The sequence below is a fragment of the Flavobacterium sp. genome, assembly GCF_035760125.1.
Classification (GTDB): domain Bacteria; phylum Bacteroidota; class Bacteroidia; order Flavobacteriales; family Flavobacteriaceae; genus Flavobacterium.
This window is the reverse complement of record NZ_DASTTN010000514.1, coordinates 1-4,176: the sequence shown is the minus strand read 5'-3', so window position 1 is coordinate 4,176 and position 4,176 is coordinate 1. Positions and strand designations below refer to the sequence as shown.

Below are 4,176 nucleotides of genomic sequence, written 5' to 3'. Positions count from 1 at the left end.
ACCCACCGCTTTAGCTTGTTGCGTAACATTGTCATGCATTGCAACAGACCATTCTCTATCGCGATTGTATTTTTTGGCTAGGTAATCTATACTATTGTTTCCAGGTTGAGAGCTTGATGTTGGATCCAATTGAAAACTTTTCCATTCTATAGCAACTGAATCTTTATTTTCAAAACGTGAAAGCGCTTCTTCCATCTTTCTTTTTCCTATATAGCAAAACGGACACATTACATCCGACCAGATTTGTATTTTTAATTGATTTTCCATTTTTAATTTTTTTCAGGCAAAGCCAAATTTTTAAAAAGCAAAATTATGAAATTCAGTTTTGAAGCTTTGTCTTTTAGGATTTTATTGTGAATTGACTGAAGATTGATTTAATTTTTTTTGGTTTTTTTATCAGGAAATTGATAGTTGTATTGTTTCAAATATATTTTGTTCTCGTTTTTCTTTTTAGAGGTAGATTTTATAGCTGTTGATTCTTTTTCATTGGAGATTGATCTATTCGAAAGGTAATTGGTCAGATATTTTTTAAGTATTTGTATTTTGTCAACTTCAATAGAGTAAATGGTTTTCTTTCCTTCGTTTTTTACGTTTAATAGATTGGCTTTTTTTAATTCTAATAAATGTTTGGATATTGTCGATTGTGCCAATGGAATTAAATCCACAATTTCACCACAGGTTCTATTGTTTTTTTTCCACAATAAGGTCATAATCTGCATACGTGTAGGATGACCTAGTGCTTTGCAGATTTCCGCTATCGCATTTGTTTCTATATCGAAATCTAAGTGTTTAGTAGTTCCCATAATTTGCCAATTAATTCATATCGTAATTTAGCGATTATATTTTACGTACGGCGTCCTGTTCGCTTTTTTTCTTTCCCTTTAATTTTTTATTATCTAATAATTTTTTTAATAATGTTTATTCGAATTTATGTTAAATACATATGATTTTGGTATGAAAATTCACGTATAAATACGTGTAAATGAGAGTCTTTTAATCGATAGCTTTGAAAATATCAAATAAGTACTAAGATTTTTAAATAGCGAGATTGATTTTTTTTAGAAGGTTTTGGTTCTTTTTTTGATTCATGTAATGTCCCAACATTTACCTTTTTTATTAATTTAAACTACCATTTATGAAAAGTATTTTTAAAACCCTTTTTAGTTTGTTGTTGTTTATTCCTTTTGCTTACGCTCAAAAAAATGAAATTAAAGCTGCGCAAAAGGAATCAAAAGCTGGTAATTCGGAACAAGTAATTGCAATTTTGTCTCCAGTTGAATATTTGATTAGCAATGCATCAGATGAAGACAGGATTAATTTCTACTATACAAAAGGAAAAGCTTTAGTAGATTTGGCCAACAAGAATATTAATAATTCCAAAAATCTTTCACAAGCTGTTATTGCATTTAATGATTTGATTGAAGTTGAAAATGAATCAAATCAATATAAATATACTTCTGAGGCATTCGAATCATTAGGCAAAATAAAAGAAGGACTTATAAATAGTGCCAATGAGGATTTAACAGTCGCAAATTTTACCGAATCTTCTAAGAAATTTTATCAAGCTTATTTAATAGATAAAAAGGATACGCTACAGCTGTATAATGCTGCAGTTAGTTATAAAAGAGCTAACGAAAATGGAATGGCATTAAAATGTTATGAAGAATTAAAAGCTATTAATTATTCAGGAAATATTGAGGTCTATATCGCTTACAGCAAAAGTAAATTGAAGGACGAATATTTTGGTACAGTTAAAGAAAGAAATAGTCAAATTCAAAGCGGAACCCATTTCAGACCAAGACAAGAATTTCAATCCAAAAAGGCTGAAATCTATAAAAGTATTGCTATGATTTATGTGCAAAGTGGCTATAAAGAAAAAGCAATGAAAGCAATATCACAGGCTAGAAATTTGGATAGTCAAGATTTGTCCTTGGCCTTGGTTGAAGCCAATTTATATTTGGAAACCAAAGATTATGATTACTTCGATAATCTTGTGTCGGTTATTATTGAATCAAATCCAAATAATGCAGAATTAGTGACCAATTTAGGTGTGAATTGCCAAAATGAACAATATTATGAGGGAGCTGAATACTATTATAAAAAAGCCATTGAAATGAATCCTAAATATGCAGAGGCATACATGAATCTTTCGGCATTATTGGTAGAGAAAAGTATTAAGATAGGAAACCAAATGAATGAGTATTTGGGAACTTCAGATTCTGATAAAAAAGCTTTTGGAGAATTGAAAATTCAAAAGGAGCAAATTGTAAAAAGTGTATTTGCAAATCTTCAAAAAGTAGTTAGTATTGATCCTTACAATAGTAGTGTAAAACAATTAATGAACACTATGAATACAACAAATATTAATAATTCATCTAGAGGAGCTTTGGCATCAGGTGAATAATTGATTTATGATATTAAAAAAGTATAGTCAGCTGATTATATGAAAATAATAGCTAGAAATAGCGAGCAATATTGTTAAGTTTTGAGTTAAATTAGATTAGGGTAAAAAACCATCAATTACAATAATTGGTGGTTTTTTTTTTATGGGAAATAAAAAAGTCACTAATAAAATACTAGTGACTTTAAAATATAATTCTTTTAATTTCTTATGCTAATAAATCTAGAACTAGTGAAGGAAACAATCCTATAACTATGTTCAGAAGAATAGCAACAACAGCTACTGCATAAATCAAGAACGGTTGTCCTGTGCGAGTTTCGTTTGGTTCTTTGGTGTACATAGCCAAAATCAATTTAAAGTAGTAGCCAACGCTTATAATCGAGTTGATAACCGCAAATACAACTACCACCAAATATCCCGCTTGAATCGTTTGGTTGAACAAAACCAATTTGGCAAAGAAACCTGCAAATATTGGAATACCCGCCATAGAAAGCAATGATCCGGTTAAGATAGCAGCCAACAAAGGATTTGTTTTTCCTAAACCATGAAAGTTTACAACATCTTCGTTTTCTCTGTTTTTACATACATACAGAATAACACTGAAAGCAGCAATACCAGCTAATGAATAAGCTGAAGTGTAATATAATAAACTTCCTGCCGAAGTAGATAAACTCAATAATGTCATCAACATAAATCCAGCATGTGAAATACCTGAAAAAGCTAGCATACGTTTTACATTGACTTGTCTCAACGCCATGATATTACCAACAGTCATAGATGCAATAGAAACGATAACCACTACAATTTGGAAAGAATAATTAATATCAGCATGCATGCTTGACAATAATTTATAAAGTGTCGCGATAGCCACAACTTTTGCAAGAGTACTCATTAAAGCAGTTGTCAAAGTTGGAGAACCTTCATAAACATCGGGAGCCCAAAAGTGAAACGGAACAGCTGCAATTTTGAATAACATTCCGATTGTAACTAAAACAATACCGATTGGGAACCAAATAGGAAGCTCGGCTGATTGGGACATATCGCTAATTTCGATGATGTCAAATGACCCCATTGCTCCATAAATCATACAAATCCCAAATAAAATAATTCCTGAGGCAAAAGACCCCATCAAGAAGTATTTCATACCTGCTTCATTACTTTTCACATTTACTCTATTGCTTGCGGCAAGAACATAAAGTGATATGGATAATATTTCTATTCCTAAAAAGAACATTGCTAAATTTCCAAAAGAAACCATTGCAACGGCACCAGACAATAAGAATATTTTAATTGCGATATAATCAGAAAGTTTACTTTGGTGATTGTCATAGAAATTATGGCCCAAAGCCACTAAAAATATTGTCAGTACAATGAACAAACTTGAAAAAGTAACTGAAAATTTACTTACTTCAATCATGTTGTTATAGTAACTCGCAGGAGAATTAAATTCTGAAACGGTAAGTCCTAGAATGGCTAATAATCCAATAATTGATATTGGAATAATCGCTTTTCTAAAATCGAAGATTTCAAATATAAGGCATAAAACACCTAATCCTATTATAGCTATTAATGTTGTCATTTATATTATGCTTTTTACTTAATTGTATTTATTAATAGTGTTTAAAATAGTTTCCAGACTTGGTGTTATCAAATCGTTGATTGGTTTTGGATATAACCCAAAGAAAAATAAAACCGCAATAATAATTATCATTGTCAAACCTTCAGAAAAAGTGATGTCGGTAAAAAGTTTTGTATTAGTTTCCCCTAGCATTACA

Annotated in this window: 4 protein-coding genes; 1 reads left to right on the top strand and 3 read right to left on the bottom strand. The window is 30.5% G+C overall.

The window, feature by feature from the left end; translation table 11 throughout:
* Together VFS71_RS18385 and VFS71_RS18380 are read right to left on the bottom strand one after the other, a co-directional pair.
* A partial coding sequence (locus VFS71_RS18385; RefSeq protein ID WP_326403089.1) for a DsbA family protein occupies nucleotides 1-267 on the bottom strand: 267 nt, incomplete at its 3' end.
* A 107-nt stretch (nucleotides 268-374) separates the two neighbouring features.
* Complete coding sequence (locus VFS71_RS18380; protein ID WP_326403088.1) at nucleotides 375-803, bottom strand: metalloregulator ArsR/SmtB family transcription factor; 429 nt, start codon at nucleotides 801-803, stop codon at nucleotides 375-377.
* A gap of 332 nt (nucleotides 804-1,135) precedes the next feature.
* On the opposite strand from VFS71_RS18380, the gene VFS71_RS18375 reads away from it, so the two are divergent.
* Nucleotides 1,136-2,404 carry a hypothetical protein gene (locus VFS71_RS18375; protein ID WP_326403087.1) on the top strand — a complete coding sequence of 423 codons (1,269 nt, stop codon included), beginning with the start codon at nucleotides 1,136-1,138 and terminating at the stop codon, nucleotides 2,402-2,404.
* 205 nt (nucleotides 2,405-2,609) lie between these two features.
* Here VFS71_RS18375 and VFS71_RS18370 read toward each other — a convergent pair whose 3' ends face one another.
* Entirely contained in the window at nucleotides 2,610-3,980 is a 1,371-nt protein-coding gene (locus VFS71_RS18370; protein ID WP_326403085.1) for an NADH-quinone oxidoreductase subunit N, read from the bottom strand.
* Between the last annotated feature and the right edge of the window lie 196 nt (nucleotides 3,981-4,176).

Bases quoted from the DNA above. Each gene is read 5' to 3' on its own strand.
- VFS71_RS18375 (WP_326403087.1), top strand. From the start codon at position 1,136: ATGAAAAGTATTTTTAAAACCCTTTTTAGTTTGTTGTTGTTTATTCCT.
- VFS71_RS18380 (WP_326403088.1), bottom strand. From the start codon at position 803: ATGGGAACTACTAAACACTTAGATTTCGATATAGAAACAAATGCGATA.
- VFS71_RS18370 (WP_326403085.1), bottom strand. From the start codon at position 3,980: ATGACAACATTAATAGCTATAATAGGATTAGGTGTTTTATGCCTTATA.